Genomic DNA, 19413 nt, shown 5'->3' with positions numbered 1-19413 from the left:
TCAGGACACACCAAGCTCGTTGTCAATAAAGTCAAGAACCTGATCCGCGGACGCGGACTCCAGCCTTTCCGCGATATTCATCGCATCCGTCGACTTCTGCGTCGGGACCTTGCCTTCGGGGGAAAGCCGCTGCACCAAGTGGCGTGCGATGCCCTCCGGGGTCGGATATCTGAAGATGAGGGCCGCGGGCAGACGCAACCCCGTGGCCGCCGCGAGGCGGTCGCGCAGTTCGACGGCGGTCAGGGACTCGAAGCCCAGCTCCTTGAAGCTGGCCTCGGCCTGCACCGCGTCGGGGTCGGTGTGTCCCAGCACGGTGGCGGCGTGCTGGCGGACCAGGTGGAGCACCGCCCGTTGCCGTTCGGCCGCCGACAGTCCCCTCAGCCGTGCGGTCCAGTCCGCCGAGCGCGCACCGGCCGTGGCGGCCGCGGAGCGCCGCCGCCCGTTGGCACGTGCCCCGTTACCACGTACGCCGTTGCCACGTGCGCCGTTGTCCCGTACGCCGTTGCCGGACACCGGCGCGGTGCGTTCGGCCGCGCCATCGCTGTCCGAGGGCCGCAGCTGCTCGGGGGCGGCCGGGCGCATCACGAGCGCGTCGATGGTGAGCACCGGTGCGCCCGCGGCATCGGACACGGCCACCCGCATCGCGCGCTCGCCGTCCGCGCCCTGCCGGTGCGGGGACAGCCGGACGCGTACGGTGGCCGCATCCGCCGCCCAGAGCGCCACACCGCTCATGGTGAACGGCAACCACAGCCGCTCGTCGGCCGGTGCCTGGTCGGTCACCAGAGCCGGTTGCAGGGCCGCGTCCAGCAGGGCCGGGTGGATGCCGTATCCGCACGGTTCTCCGGCCGGCTCCGGCAGCTCCACCTCGGCCAGTACGTCGGCGCCGTCACGCCACATCGCGCGCACGCCCTGGAAGGCCGGGCCGTACGCGTAGCCGGAGGCGGCGATCCGTTCGTACAGCCCGTCCGTCGCCACCGGTCGTGCCCCGGCGGGTGGCCATGCCCCGGGCTCGGCCGTCTGCTCGTCCGGTGCGGACGGGCGCAGGAAGCCCGTGGCGTGGCACGTCCACGCAGCGGGTGTGCCGCCGCCGTCCGGGCGGGCGTACACGCGTACGTCGCGCCGTCCGTCGTCGGCGGGGGCGCCCACCGCCACCTGTACGCACAGGCCACCCGTGGCGGGCAGCGCCAAAGGCGCCCGGAACGCCAGCTCTTCGACCTCACCGCAACCGGCTTCGTCGCCCGCCCGCAGCACCCATTCCACCAGTGCGGCGCCCGGCACCAGCGCCGCGCCGCCCACCACGTGCTCGGTCAGCCAGGGGTGTGCCTGCGGGGAGATGCGCCCGGTCAGCATCAGGCCGCTGCCGTCGGCGAGTTCCACGGCGGCGCCCAGCTGGGGGTGGTCGGCGGAGGTGAGGCCGAGGTCGGCGGGATCGCCGCCGCGCGAGGTGGTGGTGTCCAGCCAGTACCGTTCGCGCTGGAACGCGTAGGTGGGCAGGTCGACGGTGCGGGGCGACGGGTCGGCCGGGAACAGGGCGGCCCAGTCGACGTCGACCCCGGCGGTGAACGCCTGCCCCAGCGAGCGCATGAGCTGCGCCCGGCCCCCGTGGTCACGCCGCAGTGTCGGTACGGCGACGGCATCCGCATCCGCCTCCTCGAAACACTCCCGCATCCCCATGGTCAGCACCGGATGGGTGCTGGCCTCGATGAACACGCGGTGGCCATCGGCCAGGAGCGCGTCGACCGCGTCGGCGAACCGCACCTGCTCCCGCAGGTTGCGCACCCAGTAGCCGGTGTCGAGGTCGGATGGCTGGGCACGGCCGCCGGTCACCGTCGAGTAGAACGCCACACCGGTGTCGGCGGAGGTGGCCGGACGGATGCCGTCCAGCAGGTGGGTCAGCTCCTGCGTGATCTCGTCGACCTGGGGGCTGTGGGAGGCGTAGTCCACCTCGATCAACCGGGCGCGCTCCTCCCTCTCCTGGCATGCCGCCACCACGGCGGCCACCTGCCCGGGCGGTCCGGACACCACCGTGGATCCGGGCCCGTTGACCACCGCCACCACGACCGCGGACGCCCGGTCGCCCAGCTCGGTCAGCAGGCCCGCCGCCGCCTCCCGGCCCAGTCCCAGCGAGGCCATGGCGCCGCCGCCGGCCAGTCGGCACAGCGCCCGGCTGCGCAGGGCCACCACCTTCGCACCGTCCTCCAACGACAGCGCCCCCGCCACCACCGCCGCCGCGATCTCGCCCTGGCTGTGGCCCACGACGGCGGCCGGGCGCACTCCGTACCGCGCCCACACCTCGGCCAGCGAGACCATCACGGCCCACAGCACGGGCTGCACCACATCGACCCGGCGCAGATCGGCCGCATCCTCGGTGCCGCGCAGCACATCCGTCAGCGACCAGTCCACGTACGGGGCCAGTGCCCGTTCGCATGCGGCCACCCGTGCCGCGAACGCGGGGGACGTATCGAGGAGTTCGGCGCCCATGCCGTGCCACTGCGATCCCTGCCCCGGGAACACCAGCACCGGCCCCGGGCCGCCCGCCGCCGCGGCTCCGGGAGGCGCCGCCCCGGGGCCCACGAGCCCCGGGTGGCCGTCACCGGCGGCCAGCGCCCGGGCCGCCGCCGTCAGTGTGTCGCGGTCCTCGCCGACCAGCACCGCCCGGTGGGCGAACACCGACCGCGTGGTGACCAGCGACCAGCCCACCTCCGCGGCGGACGCGTCGGACGTGTCGGGATCGGTGTCCAGTGCGGCGGTCAGCGCACGGGCCTGTCCGCGCAGGGCCTCCGCGCTACGTGCCGACAGCACCCAGGGCGTGGGCCCGTCCCCGGGCGGGGCGCCGGTCACGGTGTCCGGGGCGGGGGGCTGCTCCAGGATCAGATGGGCGTTGGTTCCGCTGATGCCGAAGGAGGAGACGCCCGCGCGTCGGGGATGTTCGCCGTTCGGCCATGCGACCGGTTCGGTGAGCAGGCGCACGTTGCCGCTGTTCCAGTCGACGTGCGGACTGGGCTCGTCGATGTGCAGGGTGGCGGGCAGCTGGCCGTGCCGCATCGCCATCACCATCTTGATGACGCCCGCCACCCCGGCGGCCGCCTGGGTGTGGCCGATGTTCGACTTCATGGATCCCAGCCACAGGGGCCGGTTCGTGGGCCGCTGCTGTCCGTACGTGGCGAGCAGGGCCTGCGCTTCGATCGGATCGCCCAGCGTGGTGCCCGTACCGTGTGCTTCCACCGCGTCCACCTCGGACGGGGTCAGCCGGGCGGCGGCCAGGGCCTGGCGGATCACCCGCTGCTGCGACGGCCCGTTGGGCGCCGTCAGCCCGTTGGACGCACCGTCCTGGTTCACCGCGGAGCCGCGGATCAGTGCCAGCACCGGGTGGCCGTCGCGCCGCGCGTCCGACAGCCGCTCCAGCAGCACCAGTCCGGCGCCCTCGCCCCAGCCGGTGCCGTCGGCTGCCGCCGCGAACGGCTTGCAGCGGCCGTCGGGGGCCAGGCCGCGCTGACGGGAGAAGCCGGTGAACATGCCCGGGGCGGCCATCACGGCCACTCCGCCCGCCAAGGCCATCCGGCACTCCCCCTGCCGTAGCGCCTGGGCGGCCAGATGCAGGGCGACCAGCGACGACGAGCACGCGGTGTCCACCGTCACCGCGGGCCCCTCCAGGCCGAAGGTGAAGGCGATCCGTCCGGACACCACGCTGGGCGTGCTGCCGGTCAGCACATGGCCGTCGAGCCCCTTCGGGGCCTCGTGCAGCCGTGGACCGTACTCCTGGGGCGTCACCCCGACGAACACACCGGTCGAGCTGCCCTGGAGCGCGGAGGGGCGGATGCCCGCGCGCTCGAACGCCTCCCACGCGGTCTCCAGCAGCAGCCGCTGCTGCGGATCCGTGGCCAGCGCCTCGCGCGGGCTGATGCCGAAGAACGAGGCATCGAAGCGCGCCGCGTCGTACAGGAATCCGCCTTCGCGGGCATAGCTGGTCCCGGGGCGGTCCGGGTCCGGGTCGAAGAGCCCCGCCAGGTCCCAGCCACGGTCCCCCGGGAACGCGCCGATCGCATCCACGCCCTCGGCCAGCAGCCGCCACAGTGCTTCCGGTGTGTCGGCACCACCGGGGTAGCGGCAGCTCATGGCCACCACCGCGATGGGATCGTCGTCGGTGCGGGGTGTGGTGGCCGGTGGCGGGGTCAGAGGGGTCGGCGCGTTCGGGGTTCGGCCGAGGCGGGTGCGCAGATGGGCGACGACGGCCAGCGGCGTGGGGTGGTCGAAGGTGAGCGTGGCGAGCAGAGGCAGGCCGGTGGCCTCGCTCAGCCGGTCGCTCAGCTCGGTGGCCGCGAGGGAGTCGAAGCCCAGGTCCTTGAAGCTGAGGGCCGGGTCGATGGCGTCCGGGCCGGGGTGTCCGAGGACGACGGCCGCGGCGTCGCGCACCGTCTCCAGCAGGGCACGGTCGCGCTCCGCGCCCGTCAGCTCCGCCAGCCACCCGGTCGGCGGCGACTCGGCGGCCGCGCTGTCCGTGGCCGGGGGCGTGGGCTGTGCCCCGGGCCAGTAGCGCTCCCGCTGGAAGGCGTACGTCGGCAGGCTGACCGTCCGGGAGCGGTGTCCGCCGAAGACCTGCTCCCAGTCGAGGGGGGTGCCGCGTACGTGTGCCTCGGCCATGGCGGTGGCGAAGGTGCGTACCTCCGGCCGGTCGCGCCGCAGAGCGGCCACGGCGAGGGGGCGCGGCTGGTCGTGGCCGCCCTCGGGACCGTCCTCGGGGCCGTCTCCGGGTCCCGGGCGCTCAGCGAGGCATTCGCGGGCCATGGCGGTCAGCTGGGCGTCCGGGCCGAGTTCGAGGAACGTGGTGACGCCCGCCGCGCGGAGGGTGTGCATGCCGGAGGCGAAGCGCACCGCGTCGCGGGCGTGGCGGGCCCAGTGGTCCGGGGAGGCGAGCTGTTCGGCGGTGGCGACGCGGCCGGTCACATTGGAGACGACGGGAACGGCCGGTACGGCGACGTCCACGTCGCCTGCCACCGCGCGCAGTTCGTCGAGCATCCCGTCCATGTGCGGGGAGTGGAAGGCGTGGCTGACCTTCAGCAGACGCGCCTTGCGGCCGCGCTCCCGCCAGACGGCGGTGATGTCGTGGACGGTGTCCCGGTCCCCGGAGACCACGACGGACGAGGGTCCGTTGACGGCGGCGATGCCGATCCGGTCCTCCCGCCCGGCCAGCAGTTCGGTGGCCTCGTCCACGGTGGCCTGCCACGCGGCCATGGCTCCGTCCGCCGCGACCGCCTGCATGAGCCGGCCGCGGGCGGCCACCAGGGCGCAGGCGCCGGGGAGGGAGAGCGCTCCGGCCACGTGTGCCGCGGCGATCTCGCCGACCGAGTGCCCCGTCACGTAGTCGGGCTTCACCCCCCAGGAGGCCACCAGCCGATGGAGGGCGACTTCGATGGCGAACAGCGCGGGCTGGGTGTACGACGTCCGGTCCAGCGGCGCCGCCTGCGGCGTGCCGGGCTCGGCGAACATGACGTCGCGCAGGGGCAGTTCGAGGTGCGGGACCAGGGTGTCGCAGACCTCGTCCAGGGCGTCGGCGAAGACGGGGTGCGCGGCGTACAGTTCGCGGCCCATGCCGGGGCGCTGGCTGCCCTGGCCGCTGAAGAGCAGCGCAAGCCCGCCTCCGGCCGCCCGGCCCCGCACGAGTCCGGCAGTCTGGGTGCCCTGCGCGAGCGCGTCGAGTCCGCGCGGCAGCTCATCGGGGTGGTGGCCGTCGCCGAGGAGTACGGCGCGGTGGGGGAAGGCAGTCCGGGTGGTGGCCAGCGCGTGGCCGATGTCCGCGGGGTCGGCGCCGGGGTGGGCGGCGAGGTGGTCGCGCAGCCGCGCGGCCTGGGCGCGCAGCGCGGCGGGGGTCCGGGCGGAGAGCGGCCACAGGACGACGGGAGGCGCCGGGAGTGGGGTGGCCGCCGCGGGGGCGGGTGGCTCGGCGAGCACCAGATGGCAGTTGGTGCCGCCCATGCCGAAGGAGCTGACTCCGGCGAGCAGCGGACGGTCCGGGCGTGGCCACGCGGTGAGTTCGTCCTGGACGCGCAGGCCGAGACCGGCCAGCGGAATGCGCGGGTTCGGGGTCGTGTAGTGGAGGCTGGGCGGGAGTTGCCGGTGGGTGATGCTGAGGACGCATTTCAGCAGTCCGACGATGCCGGCGGCACCCTCCAGGTGGCCGACGTTGGTCTTGGCGGAGCCGACCGGCAGGGGGTTGTCCTCCGTACGGGCGCTGCCGAGGGCGCCGCCGAGCGCCGTGGCCTCGACGGGGTCGCCGACGGGCGTACCGGTGCCGTGCAGTTCGACGTATTGGACGTCGCCGGGTGAGGTTCCGGCGCGCTGGTGGGCGAGGCGCACCACGGCTTCCTGCGCCGCCGGGTCGGGGGTCGTCAGGCCGTCGGTGGCGCCGTCGTTGTTGAGGGCGCTGCCGCGGATCACGCAGTACACCGGGTCGCCGTCGCGCACCGCCGCGGCAAGGGGCTTGAGCAGGACGGCGCCGCCGCCCTCGCCGCGTACGAAGCCGTTGGCGCGGGCGTCGAAGGTGTGGCAGCGGCCGTCCGGGGAGAGTCCGCCGAACTGGGCCGCGGCGGCCTCCATGCTCTCCTCGGTGAGGATGAGATTGACCCCACCGGCCAGGGCCAGGGTGCACTCGTGGCGGCGCAGGCTCTCGCAGGCGGTGTGGACGGCCACCAGCGACGAGGACTGCGCGGTGTCGACGGTGAGGCTCGGGCCGCGCAGCCCGTAGCCGTGGGAGATCCGGTTGGCGATGATGCTGCGGTGCACACCGGTCATGGCGTGCCGGGTGCTCGCCAGGGGCCGCTGGCGGCGCAGCACGACCGCGTACTCGTCCCAGATCGCGCCGACGAACACACCGGTGGCGGTGTCCTTCAGCGTCTCGGGGCGGATTCCGGCGTCCTCGAACGCCTCCCAGCTGAGTTCGAGCATCAGCCGCTGCTGGGGGTCCATGGCCACCGCCTCGCGCGGCGGGATGCCGAAGAACGCGGCGTCGAACGTGTCGACCCGGTCCAGGAATCCACCGGACCAGCCGGTGGCCGAATCGACCGAACGAGCCGGAGTTTCCGGCTCTAGCGGCTCGGCCGGGGAGCCGGGGTGACAGCGGTCGGCAGGCATCGCGGTGATGGCGTGGCGGCCCTGCCGCAGCAACTGCCAGAAGGCAGCCGGGCTGGGTGCGTGGGGCAGTCGGCAGGCCATTCCCACGACGGCGATGGGCTCCGCGGGCTGAGGTGGCCGGGTGGGCGGGGCGCTAGCCATCACACCACGTACGGCGCTCGAAGTAGGCAGGGATGTCGTTGGTCATGGGAGGCACTCCCGCTCCGGATTGATGATCGGTGCGAGCACGTGGCCCATCGTGGGGCGCGGTTCTAAAGGCAGACCAAAAGCCCGCGGCCGGTGACTTTAGAGACGCGTTACCGGAACCCCGGACCATCGCTGAACAGGTGGACCATGTGGCCACTTGACGGCCGATCGGAGCGCCGAGCACACAGGAGGAGTGCCATGACATCCCCATCACCCGCGCCGCCAGGCGGCCAGGTGTCGGACTACTACAGTTCGCTCGGACCGCTGCTACAGATGGCGTGGGACGACAACTTCCACTTCGGCTACTGGGACGGCCCCTCCGACACCAGCTCGGTGCGGGAGGCGACGGACCGCTTCACCGATCTGCTCATCGAACGGCTGCGGGTGGGGCCGGGAGACCGGGTCCTCGACGTGGGCTGCGGCATCGGCAAGCCCGCGCTGCGGGTGGCGTCGACGACCGGGGCCGGTGTTCTGGGGATCACCATCAGCGAGCTCCAGGTCAAGCAGGCGACGGAAGCGGCGCTCGCCGAGCAGATGTCCGGCCAGGTGTCGTTCCAATACGCCGATGCCATGGCCATGCCTTTCGGGGAAGCGTCGTTCGACGCCGTACTCGCATTCGAATCCATCAACCACATGCACCGGCCCACGGCGCTGCGCGAGATGGCGCGGGTGCTGGCGCCCGGCGGCCGGCTGGTACTGACGGACGTGACCGCGCCGAGCGAGAGCGAGGGCGGCTATCAGCCGGAGAACGATCCCGACGTGGTCACCTCGCTGACCCGGCTCCAGGACTGGCCCGGCCTGATCAGCGACGCCGGGCTGCTGCTGGACGAGCTGACGGACGTCACCGAGCACACCAAGGACACCGCCAACCGAATGATCGACGGCATTCTGAAGTGCCGCCGCGAGTTCGAGGAGCGGCACGGGGTCAGCGTGCAGGAGGTGCTCGACGCCGCCAAGTCGGCGCTGCCCACGGTACCCAGTGCCGGTTGCGCCATCGTGGTGGCCCACAAGCTTTGACCAAGGATTTCGGGGCCGGTTTCCACGGGGCGACCGGCCCCATAAGTCCTGCAATTACCCACTTCTCATCAACGGGCCCGAGAGGAAGCGGGTTTCGGCATGTCGTGCTTGAACCCGCCGACTCGATCAGCGTATTCTCATTCGCTGACCGCGCTACTCGAGGCCGACGATATCCGGACCCTGATCTTCCACACGGTATCGAAATGCGCGCCATTCCGCGAGGGGGCGCCTCAAGGGCGCATGTATCCGGACTCTAGGTGAGGCGGGTAGTCATAGGACTCGCTTAGGACGAAGGGCACCTGCCAGGGGTAGTGAACTGCGGATTCGCGGTTTCTGAATCACCGGCAGGTCCGTGATAAAGAGGGGTGAGTAATGGCAGTCGCGAACGACGTGAGTAAGCGGAACCGGCAGCACTGTCCGTCCCCGTGCGGCGATAAACAGCCGGTCCACTTCCCACAGGCGGGCGGCTCGGCGGTACGTACGCGACGCAGGCCCGCACATTCGTTCGCCTCCAGTAGACAGGCACCACCCCCGGGCGGACACGAAAACACCAAGAATCTCGCGGGGATTTCCGGCAACGGCGCCGACTGTCCCATGACCGCACGCATCGGCGACTCGGACGGGGCAAGCAGTGCGATATGAGATCATGGGGCCCCTCCGCGTAGTCGAGGAAGGGCGCAAATTATCCATCAGGGCGCGGAAGATCGAAGTCCTGTTGACCGTCCTCCTGGTCCGCGCGGATCAGGTGGTCCCGATCGACCAACTCATCACGGAGATCTGGGGGGAGGGCCCGCCGCGCCGGGCGATCGCGGGTCTTCATGTGTATGTGTCCCAGATTCGCAAGTTCCTGCGCCGGCCCCACCAGAACGAAAGCCCGGTCCTCACCCGTCCCCCGGGATACGTGCTGCGCCTGGGATCGGATGATCTCGACTTCCACTGTTTCGAACGACTGGTGGGCGAGGGGCGCGATCATCTCAGGGAGCGGCGCTACAAGCAGGCCACGGCCAGCTTCGAGAGCGCGCTGGACCTCTGGCGCGACCCGCTGCTGGACGATGTGTGCCACGGGCCGATTCTCGAGGGTTTTCAGACCTGGCTGAAGGAAGCCCGCCTGGAATGTGTCGAGATGCTCACGGATTCGCGTCTCATGCTCGGTCGTCATCGCGAGCTGGTAAGTGATCTGTACCAGCTGACCACCGAGCATCCGCTGCGGGAGGCGCTGCACCGCCAGCTGATGCTGGCGCTCTACCGCTGCGGCCGCCGGGCGGATGCCCTGCATGTGTATCAGGCGGCGCGGAAGACGCTCAACGAGGAACTCGGACTCGAACCGTGCCGGGCCCTTCAGGACATGCAGCGGGCCATCCTCACCTCGGATGACCGGCTCGAACTCCACGTTCCCGCGTAAAGAGGTGAACAGGTGACGGAACAGAGCACGTATCTTCCCGACGGCACCCCGATCGAGGTCATCCTCGAGGGGGGACCGGACGATCTCCCCCGGGCGCATCGGACCGGTCGGTCGTCCCTCGCCACCCGGAAGCTCAAAATCCAGCACCGCAACGGATACGAGCATTTCGAGCTCGTTGACGGCGATCTCGTCCCGGCGGTCTTTCGCTGGATCATGCGCACCAAAATCGCCGAGTAGCCGCCGGAGCTCGGAAAACCTCCGCCGAGGGGCGCCGGACCGCTTGTCCATCGGTCCGGCGCCCCTCGGCGGGACAGGCCCCCTGCGATCAGCGCACCTCATGCGCTCAGCAGGACTCATGCGATCAGGAGGACCGTGTGCTCACTTCACGATGGCGAGGTGCCGCGGTCGTCGCGGTCGCGATATCCATGTCCCTCGCCGCCATCGCCACCGGGCCCGCCGCGGCCCGCCCCTCCGCCGGGCCCTCGATCACGGTGACCCATGGCCGTACCCAGCCGGTGTTCTCCTACCGGGACGCCGTACGGGAACACCTCATGGTCCAGACCCGCGCCGACAGCGACGGTGACGGTGCCGAGGACCGCGTGGCCGTGGACATCATCCGGCCCCGGGAGACCGAACGGGGCCTCAAGGTCCCGGTCATCATGCTGGCCAGCCCGTACAACGACACGGTCGGCCGGGGCTTCGAGGCGGAGAAGAAGACCTACGCCGCCGATGGTTCTCCCGCCAAGTTCCCCCTGTTCTACGACAATTACTTCGTTCCCCGCGGCTACGCCGTCGTCGACGTCGACATGACCGGCACCGGTAGATCCGACGGCTGTCCGACCATCGGTGGCAAGGCCGATGTCGCCGCCGCCACCTCGGCGATCGACTGGCTGAACGGCCGGGCCACCGCCTACCGGACCGACGGCAGCGAGGTGAAGGCCACCTGGTCCAGCGGCAAGACCGGAATGATCGGGCACTCCTACGAGGGGACGCTGGCGAACGCCGTGGCGGGCACCGGGGTGGAGGGGCTGGAGACGATCGTCCCGATCTCCGGGATCAGCTCCTGGTACGAGTTCGCCCGGACGAACGGCGCCAAGCACTGGAACGGGTTCGGCCCCTGGCTGGCCGGTTCGCTGGACTCCGACCCGCCCGAGAAGTGCCAGGCGGTGCGCGACCGGCTGGCAGCGGGCGAGGACGACGCCACCGGCAACTACAACGCCCACTGGAAGGAGCGCGACTACCTCGCACCCCCGGCTCCCCAGGTGAGCAAGGTGCGGGCGAGCGTCTTCGCCGTCCACGACCTCAGCGACTACAACGTGCGGATCGACCAGTTCGCCGACTGGTGGGAGCCGCTGGCCGAGCGCGGCGTACCGCGCAAGCTGTGGCTCGGGCGCTACGGCCACACCGACCCGTTCGACTGGCCCGGGCGGCGCGCGCTCTGGGTCGACACCGTGCACCGGTGGTTCGACCACTGGCTGTACGGCATCCGGAACGGCATCATGGACGAGCCCCGGGTCGACCTACAGTCCGGTCCCACCACCTGGACCACCCAGGCCGACTGGCCCGCCCGCACCAGCCCGTCGCCCCTGCACCCGAAGTCCGACGGCTCGCTGGCGCTCCGTCCCGCCACCGGCACCGACACCGGGTCCTTCACCGATCTCAAGCTGAGCGAGGCGGACCTCACCGCCGACCCCGCCACCGCCCGGCCCGGGCGGCTGGCGTATCTCACCCCGCCGCTGCGCACCGGCGCGCGGATCTCGGGCACCCCCACCGTGGACCTCAGGGTCAGCCTCGACAAGCCGACGTCGAACCTCACCGCGCTGCTGGTCGACTACGGCGAGGACGAACGGATCGACTGGTCGCGCAACGATCCGCTGAACGGCATCCATGACGGGCTGCGCGGGCTCGCCGAGGAGTCCTGCCACGGTGAGGGCACCGCCGCGGACGACGCGTGCTACCGGAAGACGGCCAATGTGACGGTGCGCGGCCCCTCCGAGGTGATCGCCCGGGGCTGGATGGACGCGCAGAACCGGCACTCGCTGACCACTCCCGAACCGCTGAACCCGGGCACGTCCTACCGCATCGCCTGGAAGACACTGCCGAACGACTACGAGGTCAAGCCCGGCCACCGGATCGGCCTCGTCCTCGCGGGCACGGACGCCGACTTCCTCTACTTCGAGGACCCCACCGGGGCGAAGGTGACCGTCGATCTGGCTGCCAGCCGGGTCACCGTGCCGGTGGCCGCACGGCGTGGATGAGATGAGCGCCCGCGTCGCCCGTGGCGCCGGTGTCCCCGTTGGCACCCGCGTCCCCCGTGGCGCCGGCCTCCGCTGACGGATCCGCCGCGCCGCGTCCGTACCGGGCGGCCAGCTCGCCGTAGCGGATGTCCTCGGCGACGGTCAGCCCCAGGTCGCCCGCCAGTGAGGCGATCTCCTCGGGCGTGAAGTGGCTGAGGAAGGGCTCGCCCGCCTGGGCGGCCCAGGCGGCGCGGGCCTCGTGGACGGCGCGCTGCTCCGGTGGCAGCGCGCCGGGCGGCTCTCCGTAGTCGAACACCACGCCGGAGCCGCCGGGCAGGGCCGCGATGAAGCCGAGGGTGTCCAGCACCGCCGCCCGGGTCAGATACGGGACGACGCCGAGCCATCCGAAGAACGCCGGGCGGCCCGGGTCGAAGCCCGCCGCCGCCAGGCCATCGGCGAGCCCCTGGCGCTCGAAATCGACCGGGGCGAAGGTCAGCGAGGGCGGTATGGCGATCCCGGCGGCGGCCAGCCGGTCGCGCTTCCATTCCTGGGTGGCGGGGTGGTCCACCTCGAACACCCGTAATCCGGCGGCCCGTTGGGGAGCGCGGCACCCGTAGGTGTCCAGCCCGGCTCCCAGCATCACCACCTGCCGTACGCCACGTCCGACCGCGGCCGCCACCGCGTCCTCGGCGAAGCGGGCGCGGGCGGCCACGCCCAGCCGGACGGCCTCCCGCTCGGGGGCGAACGCCGCCGCGAGGACCGGATTGTCGGCGTCCGGGCCGAGGATGCGCAGGGCCAGCGGATCGCTGAACACTCTGCCGCCCTCCAGCCGCTGGTGTGCCGCGCGGAAGGCGGCTGCGGCGCGGGCGGTGATGCTGGGTTCGCCGGCCTGCATGGAGCGTCCCTCCCCAGGGTTCCGCCGCGGGCGCACGGGACGGCGCGCCGCTGTGCGTGGCCCCATCGTGCCACCACGGACACCACCGCGGACACCTCCGGAACGAGAGGGCCCATCGGGTGCTTCCGGTCTGCCGTTCCGGTGAAGCTCGGCACCACTCCGCTGGGTGATCTTCTGTCGTGCACATAAATACGACAAACCACCCATTTGCCCCTCATGAGTGCGGAGTGAATCGTGTTCCCTCACCGACGCCACCGAACGGCGATATTCGCGGCCGCCCTGCTCGCCACCGCCACGGCGTGCGGCAGTGGCGGCGACCCCGCCACCGGCCACGCCGAGCAGAAGCCCTCCGAGACGGCGCGCGTGGCACGCGCCGAGCCCCAGAAGAAGTTCACGCTGGTGGCCACCGGCGACCTCCTCGCCCATGCCTCCGTCATCCGCCAGGCGCGCGCCGACTCGGGCGGTGAGGGATACGACTTCCACCGCATGCTGATCGGTGCCGCGCCCGTGGTCGCCCAGGCCGATCTGGCGATCTGCCACATGGAGACGGTGTACGGCGCGAACGGCGGGCCCTTCACCGGATACCCCACGTTCAAGACCCCGCCGCAGATCGCCGGCGCGATCAAAAGACTCGGCTACGACTCCTGCTCCACGGCCTCCAATCACACGCTGGACGCCGGGACGGAGGGCGTGACCCGCACCCTCGACGCCCTGGACAAGGCCGGTGTCCGGCACGCCGGATCGGCCCGGTCCGCCCGCGAGAGCACCACCCCGGCCATCATGGAGGCCGGCGGCGCGAAGGTGGCCCAGCTCGCCTACGCGTACGGCACCAACGGCATCCCGGTGCCCGAGGGGAAGCCCTGGATCGTCAACCTCATCGACGCCGAGCGCATCATCGAGGACGCCCGGGCCGCCCGCCGTGCCGGAGCCGATGTGGTCGTGGTGTCCACGCACTGGGGCACCGAATGGCAGGAGGCGCCGGACAAGCTCCAGCTGTCCCTCGCCAAGAAGCTCACCGCGTCCCGGAGCCACGGACGCCGCGACATCGACCTCATCATCGGCACCCACGCCCATGTCCCCCAGGCGTACGAGAAGGTCAACGGCACCTGGGTGGTCTACGGCATGGGTGACCAGGTCGCGGGCGTGATGCCGGACGAGCGCGGGCAGATGGGCTCGGCGGCCCGCTTCACGTTCACACCGCCCGCCGCGCAGGGCAGGCCGTGGCAGGTGGCGAAGGCGGAGTTCATCCCGCACGCCGTGGACAACGACCCGATCAGCGTGGTCAACCTCCCCCGGGCGCTGGAGAAGAGCCCCGGCAACAGCCACTACACCCACGCCCTGTCCACCATCCGGGAAGCGGTCCTCAGCCGGGGCGCGCAGAAGGACGGCCTGACCATGGGGCGCTGACGGTCCGGCCGCCGGGTCAGGTGGCCGCGGGCTCCTGCTCGATGTGGAACGCCAACGTGTCGTCCTCCACGTCGACTTCGACCGGGCTGTGCGGCCGCAGCTCACCGCCGAGCAGCATCCGGGAGAGCGGGTTGTCGACCTCACGCTGGATCGTACGGCGCAGCGGGCGGGCGCCGTACTCCGGCTGGTGGCCGTGGCGGGCCAGCCAGTCGACGGCGGCGGGGGTGAAGTCGACGGGGATGTCCTGGGCGCGCATCCGGCGGCGGGTCTCCTCCAGCAGCACATCGGTGATCTGGCGCAGCTGTTCGTCGGCGAGCCGACGGAAGATCACGATCTCGTCGATGCGGTTGAGGAACTCGGGCCGGAAGTGTTCGCGCAGCGGACGCAGCACCCGCTCGCGGCGGGACGCCTCGTCGGCCTCGGCGTCGCCGCCGCCGAAGCCGAGGACGGCGCCGCGCCCGGTGATGGCCTCGGAGCCGAGGTTGCTGGTCATGACGATGACGGTGTTCTTGAAGTCGACGGTGCGGCCCTGGGCGTCGGTCAGTCTGCCGTCGTCGAGCACCTGGAGCAGGATGTTGAACACGTCCGCGTGGCCCTTTTCCACCTCGTCCATGAGCAGCAGCGCGTACGGCTGCCTGCGCACCGCCTCGGTCAGCTGTCCGGCCTCCTCGTGGCCGACGTATCCGGGTGGCGCGCCGACAAGGCGGCTGACGGTGTGCTTCTCCTGGTATTCGCTCATGTCGAGCCGGATCATCCGGTCCTCGCTGCCGAAGAGCGCCTCGGCCAGGGCGCGGGCGAGTTCGGTCTTGCCGACGCCGGTGGGGCCGAGGAAGAGGAAACTGCCGCTGGGGCGGTGGGGGTCGGCGAGTCCGGCCCGGGAGCGCAGCACGGCGTCGGAGACGGCGGCGACGGCCTCCTCCTGGCCGATGACCCGCTTGTGGAGGTGTTCTTCCAGGCCGAGCAGCCGTTCGCGCTCCTCCTGGGTGAGGCTGCTGACGGGGATGCCGGTCTGCCGGGAGACGATGTCGGCGATGTCCTCGACGGTGACCTCGGAGACCCGGGAGCCGTGGAACTGGGTGCCGGATCCCTCGGTGATACGGGCGCCGAGTTCGGCGATGCGGTCGCGCAGGGCGGTGGCGCGCTCGTACTGCTCGGAGGCGACGGCCTGGTCCTTGTCGCGGGTCAGCTGTTCGACCTCGCGCTCCAGGGCGCGCAGGTCGGTGCCGCGGGCGCTGGAGCGCAGCCGTACCCGGGCGCCTGCCTGGTCCATCAGGTCGATGGCCTTGTCCGGGAGGAAGCGGTCGGCGAGGTAGCGGTCGGCGAGTTCAACGGCCGCGAACAGCGCCTCGTCGGTGTAGCGGACCTGGTGGTGTGCCTCGTGGCGGTCGCGGAGCCCGTGCAGGATGGAGACGGCGGCCGAGGGGGTGGGTTCGGGGACCATGATGGGCTGGAAGCGGCGGGCGAGCGCCGCGTCCTTCTCGATGTACTGGCGGTACTCCTGGAGCGTGCTGGCGCCCATGACGTGCAGCTCACCGCGGGCGAGGGCGGGCTTGAGCAGGTTGCTGGCGTCCATCGTGCCGCCCTCGGAGCCGCCGCCCGCGCCGACGACGGTGTGCAGTTCGTCGATGAAGACGATGAGTTCGTCGGAGTGGGCGCGGATCTCGTCGATGATGGCGGTGAGGCGCTGTTCGAAGTCGCCGCGGTAGCGGGTCCCGGCCACGACGCCCGCGAAGTCGAGCTGGATGACGCGGCGGCCGAGCAGGATGTCCGGCACGTCGGCGTCGGCGATGCGCTGCGCCAGCCCCTCGACGACGGCGGTCTTGCCGACGCCCGCCTCGCCGATCAGGACGGGGTTGTTCTTGCCGCGCCGGGCCAGCACCTCGATGCTCTGCTCGATCTCCTCGTCGCGGCCGATCACCGGGTCGACGCGGCCCTCCCGGGCCAGGTCGGTCAGATCGCGGCCGTACCGGTCCAGGGTCGGGGTGCCGCGGCGGTCCGCCACGGGCCGCTGGTCGGCGCCGGGGACCGGGGCCGCACGGCCGGCCGGGGGCGCGCTGCGGGGTTCGAAGTGTGCGGCGTGGAGGATCTGCCCGGCGGTGGAGTCCCGGTTGGCGGCGAGGGCGATCAGTACGTGTTCGGGGCCGATGTACGAGGAGCCGCGGGCCCGGGCGATCTCGTGGGCGTCGAGCAGCGCCCGCTTGACGGCGGGCGTGACGGCGACCGAGCCGCGCGGCGGGCCGTCTCCCGCCTGCTGGTCGATTTCGGCGGCGAGCCGGTCGGGGTCGGCCCCGGCGCGGGAGACCATGGTGCGGGTGGGTTCGGCGGTGAGCGCCGCCCGCAGCAGGTGTTCGGTGTCGAGGTCGGTGCTGCCGTGTTCGGCCGCGTACGACGCGGCGGAGGAGACGAGGTTGCGTGCGGTCTCGCTCATGAGCCGGCCGAAGTCGACATGGCGGTCGGACCGCTGCCCGCCGGGCCCGGTTCCGAGGAAGCGCGCGAGGAAATCGCCGAGTGGGTCTGGCCCGAAGTCGTCAGGGCCGTCGTTCCCGCTGCCCATATCACCACTTTAGCGGTGGTTCGCGCAGCGGTCAGCTTTCCGGGTGACGGCGTTCGAGGACGACCAGGGCGGCGTCGTCGCCCTGGTGGCCGCCGATGTGGGCGAGCAGGTCGCGGCGCAGGTGGTCGACGAACCCCCGGGGGCCCTCGCCGTCCCAGGTGTGGAGCCGCTCGGTGAGCGGGTAGAACGTGCCGTCGGCGTCGCGCGCCTCGATCACACCGTCGGTGTACAGGAGCAGCAGATCGCCCGGTTCGAACGGGTAGTCCTCGACCCGGTAGCGCCCGGCCGCCAGGTGGCCGAGGCCCAGCGGGAGTGCGGGGGCGCGCCCTTCGAGGGCCTTGATGGTGGCGTCGCGCAGCAGGAAGGGCGGCGGGTGTCCGCAGTTGACCATCCGTACCACCGGCTGGTCGTCGGGGATCTCCAGCACCGCGGCCGTGACGAACGACTCCCCCGCCCCGGGCGCCCGGTCGGCGGGTTCGGTGCGCTCCGCGGACAGGGCGGCGTCCAGGTGCGCCACGAGTTCGGGCAGCGGTACGGGCCAGTGGGCGATGGCGCGGAAGGCGCCGAGCACCAGTGAGGCGTCCGCGACGGCGGTGAGGCCGCTGCCGCGCACATCGCCGATGATCAGGCGGGTGCCGTACGAGGTGCGGGCCGCCGCGTACAGGTCGCCGCCTATCTCCGCGCCCGGCTCGGCGGCGAGGTAGACGGAGGCGATCCGCAGCGGGCCGACGCGGTCGGGCAGGGGGCGCAGCAGGACCTTCTGCGCCACGTCGGCCACCGCCCGGACCCGGGCCAGCTCGCGGGCGTGCCGGTCGAGCACGGTGCGGAACAGCACGATGAGGGCGGAGACCAGGATCAGGGTGAAGAGTTCGGCCATCCGGTTGGGCGCGGTCAGCCGGTCCTGCCCGGCGTTGATGCCGATCTGGGCGCCCACGGCCACCAGGCCGATACTGCCGGTGAGCAGCGGTCCGGCGAAGGACGCGGTCATGGCGGGGGCGGCGATCAGCAGCGGGCTGAGGCGGACGCTCGCGGGGCCGAACACATCGCCGAGCACGATCAGGACGATGAGTGCCAGGGGGATCGCGACCAGGGCCCGCCTCCCCTGCTGCCCTGGCCGGCCGAGCTCCGGGGGACCCTGCCGAATATCCACATCTACTACTTACGCCTCTCCCGGCCTCCCGCGCCACCCCCGTTTCGTCACAGGACCCCGGGTCAGCGGATGCCGAACCGGCGGCGCGCGATGGCCACGGCGGCCAGGCTGAGGGCGGCGAGGGCGGTCAAATACCAGGTGACGGCGAGCTTGTCGCCGGTGACGTCGACGAGCCAGACGATCACGACGGGGGTGGTGCCGCCGAAGAGCATCACCCCGAGGTTGTAGCTGATCGACATCCCGGTGGCGCGGCTGGAGCGCGGGAACAGGTCGGACAGCAGCGCGGGCAGCGCCCCGAAGTAGCCGGCCTTCAACAGGCCGACCAGGAACATCACGGTGAGCATCACCCCGAATCCGGGGTGTGCCACCAGGAAGGCGAACACGGGGCGGATCAGCAGCAGGATCAGCACGGCGGAGGTGGCCATGACGCGGATCCGGCCGGTCTTGTCGGAGAGGTGGCCGACCAGGGGTGTCACGACGGTGAGGACGGCGCCGGTGACCATGGTCGCGGCGAATCCGGTGGAGGCGGGCAGGTCGAGTTCCTTGACGGCGAAGACCGGCATGTAGGTGATCAGGTACGTGATCGCGGTGGAGACGGCGAGGGCGGCGATGGCGAGCAGGACACGCCCCTTGTGGTGGCGCAGCACCTCCGCCACCGGCCCGTGCCCGGTGGCGGTGTCCTCGTCGTGGGCGAAGGCCGGGGTCTCGTCCACGTAGCGCCGGATGACGTAGCCGACCGGCCCGATCAGCAGGCCGAAGAAGAACGGCACCCGCCAGCCCCAGGACTCCAGCTGCCCGGGGTTGAGCGTGCTGGAGAGCAGGGTGCCGAAGGAGGCCGCGAGCAGGGTGCTGATGCCCTGGCTGGCGAACTGCCAGCTGGCCATGAAGCCGCGCATCCGGGGCGCGTGCTCGACGAGGAACGCGGTGGCGCTGCCGAATTCGCCGCCCGCCGAGAAGCCCTGGATGAGCCGTGCCAGCAGGATGCCGAGCGGTGCGGTCAGGCCGATGGCGGCGTACGTGGGCATGACCGCGATGAGCAGGGTGCCGAGCATCATCAGCTTGATCGACAGCATCAGGGCGGCCTTGCGGCCGACCCGGTCCGCGTACCGGCCGAGGACGACGGCGCCGAGCGGGCGCACCAGGTACGAGATGCCGAAGGTGCCGAACGCCATCAGCAGCGAGACGGTGTCGTCCGTGGACGGGAAGAACAGCTTGGCGATGGTGGCGGCGAAGAATCCGTAGATCGCGACGTCGAACCATTCGAGGGCGTTGCCGACCGATGCGGCGATGATGACGCGATGCGGCTTGACCGGGGTGTCGGGAGCGGCGGGGCGGGCCGCCTCGGAGGCTGTGGTGGTGCCGGGGTTCGTCGCGTCCAAGGCGGGCTCCAGGGGTGTGCGCGGGGCCGGGGAGGGGTGTGGCGGCGGTGTCGGGCCC

The 19413-nt window shown here is 71.9% G+C and carries 10 protein-coding genes; 5 read left to right on the top strand and 5 right to left on the bottom strand.

Going from position 1 to position 19413, the window contains the following annotated elements; genetic code table 11:
* On the bottom strand, positions 1-7269 hold the full coding sequence (locus HYQ63_RS40830; protein WP_179939072.1) for a type I polyketide synthase: 7269 nt from the start codon (positions 7267-7269) through the stop codon (positions 1-3).
* A 243-nt stretch (positions 7270-7512) separates the two neighbouring features.
* On the opposite strand from HYQ63_RS40830, the gene HYQ63_RS40825 reads away from it, so the two are divergent.
* From HYQ63_RS40825 to HYQ63_RS40810, 4 genes are all read left to right on the top strand, one after another.
* On the top strand, positions 7513-8331 hold the full coding sequence (locus HYQ63_RS40825; RefSeq protein ID WP_179939070.1) for a cyclopropane-fatty-acyl-phospholipid synthase family protein: 819 nt from the start codon (positions 7513-7515) through the stop codon (positions 8329-8331).
* A gap of 631 nt (positions 8332-8962) precedes the next feature.
* The gene (locus HYQ63_RS40820; protein WP_009720512.1) at positions 8963-9733 is read left to right on the top strand and encodes an AfsR/SARP family transcriptional regulator; all 771 of its coding nucleotides are present in this window, start codon (positions 8963-8965) and stop codon (positions 9731-9733) included.
* A gap of 12 nt (positions 9734-9745) precedes the next feature.
* Positions 9746-9970, top strand: a complete 225-nt coding sequence (locus HYQ63_RS40815) for a DUF5988 family protein (protein ID WP_179939068.1) — start codon at positions 9746-9748, stop codon at positions 9968-9970.
* A gap of 137 nt (positions 9971-10107) precedes the next feature.
* Entirely contained in the window at positions 10108-11991 is a 1884-nt protein-coding gene (locus tag HYQ63_RS40810) for a Xaa-Pro dipeptidyl-peptidase (protein WP_179939066.1), read from the top strand.
* On the opposite strand, the gene HYQ63_RS40805 is transcribed toward HYQ63_RS40810, so the two are convergent.
* Complete coding sequence (locus HYQ63_RS40805) at positions 11960-12865, bottom strand: SAM-dependent methyltransferase (RefSeq protein ID WP_179939064.1); 906 nt, start codon at positions 12863-12865, stop codon at positions 11960-11962. The two genes, HYQ63_RS40810 and HYQ63_RS40805, sit on opposite strands and share 32 nt — an antisense overlap.
* A 234-nt stretch (positions 12866-13099) precedes the next feature.
* Between HYQ63_RS40805 and HYQ63_RS40800 the strand changes: the two genes are divergently transcribed.
* The gene (locus tag HYQ63_RS40800; RefSeq protein ID WP_179939062.1) at positions 13100-14272 is read left to right on the top strand and encodes a CapA family protein; all 1173 of its coding nucleotides are present in this window, start codon (positions 13100-13102) and stop codon (positions 14270-14272) included.
* 16 nt (positions 14273-14288) lie between these two features.
* On the opposite strand, the gene HYQ63_RS40795 is transcribed toward HYQ63_RS40800, so the two are convergent.
* From HYQ63_RS40795 to HYQ63_RS40785, 3 genes are all read right to left on the bottom strand, one after another.
* Positions 14289-16826, bottom strand: a complete 2538-nt coding sequence (locus HYQ63_RS40795) for an ATP-dependent Clp protease ATP-binding subunit (RefSeq protein WP_179939060.1) — start codon at positions 16824-16826, stop codon at positions 14289-14291.
* A 31-nt stretch (positions 16827-16857) separates the two neighbouring features.
* Positions 16858-17976 (bottom strand): PP2C family protein-serine/threonine phosphatase, encoded by a 1119-nt coding sequence (locus HYQ63_RS40790; protein WP_179939058.1) that lies wholly within the window; start codon positions 17974-17976, stop codon positions 16858-16860.
* Between the two features lie 62 nt (positions 17977-18038).
* The gene (locus tag HYQ63_RS40785) at positions 18039-19355 is read right to left on the bottom strand and encodes an MFS transporter (protein WP_179939056.1); all 1317 of its coding nucleotides are present in this window, start codon (positions 19353-19355) and stop codon (positions 18039-18041) included.
* Positions 19356-19413: the final 58 nt, after the last annotated feature.

This window comes from Streptomyces sp. Rer75, from assembly GCF_013414305.1.
Taxonomy (GTDB): Bacteria; Actinomycetota; Actinomycetes; order Streptomycetales; family Streptomycetaceae; genus Streptomyces; species Streptomyces himastatinicus.
The sequence above is the reverse complement of the archived record's forward strand: the minus strand, read 5'-3'. Positions and strand labels throughout refer to the sequence as shown.

Coding starts and splice junctions, on each gene's coding strand:
- HYQ63_RS40825 (WP_179939070.1), top strand. CDS start 7,513: ATGACATCCCCATCACCCGCGCCGCCAGGCGGCCAGGTGTCGGACTAC.
- HYQ63_RS40830 (WP_179939072.1), bottom strand. CDS start 7,269: ATGGCTAGCGCCCCGCCCACCCGGCCACCTCAGCCCGCGGAGCCCATC.
- HYQ63_RS40795 (WP_179939060.1), bottom strand. CDS start 16,826: ATGGGCAGCGGGAACGACGGCCCTGACGACTTCGGGCCAGACCCACTC.
- HYQ63_RS40805 (WP_179939064.1), bottom strand. CDS start 12,865: ATGCAGGCCGGCGAACCCAGCATCACCGCCCGCGCCGCAGCCGCCTTC.